Source organism: Caulobacter sp. 602-1, assembly GCF_003931565.1.
Classification (GTDB): Bacteria; Pseudomonadota; Alphaproteobacteria; order Caulobacterales; family Caulobacteraceae; genus Caulobacter.
Genome location: NZ_RRYI01000147.1, coordinates 1 through 287 on the forward strand (window position 1 = coordinate 1; position 287 = coordinate 287).

Sequence of the window (287 nt, forward strand, 5' to 3'; positions counted from 1 at the left end):
CTCCCGCTGGGGAGATGGAGGAGTTTAGGCCACCTTCACCCGCGCGGCGCTTTCCGGGAGGTCCGCGCCGAACGCCCGCTGGAAGAACTCGGCCACCGTGGGGCGCTCCAGTTCGTCGCACTTGTTCAGGAAGGTCAGGCGGAAGGCCAGGGCCACGTCGTGATCGAAGATCTCGGCGTTCTTGGCCCAGGTGATCACCGTGCGCGGGCTCATGACGGTCGAGATGTCGCCGTTCATGAAGGCGTTGCGGGTCATGTCGGCGACGCGGACCATGGCCGAGATCGTGC

The 287-nt window shown here is 66.2% G+C and carries 1 pseudogene; it reads right to left on the minus strand.

The features are described 5' to 3' along the window. Positions 1 to 24: 24 nt before the first annotated feature. Positions 25 to 287 (minus strand): annotated as a pseudogene (locus EIK80_RS25645) (CbbQ/NirQ/NorQ C-terminal domain-containing protein); the annotation flags it as partial.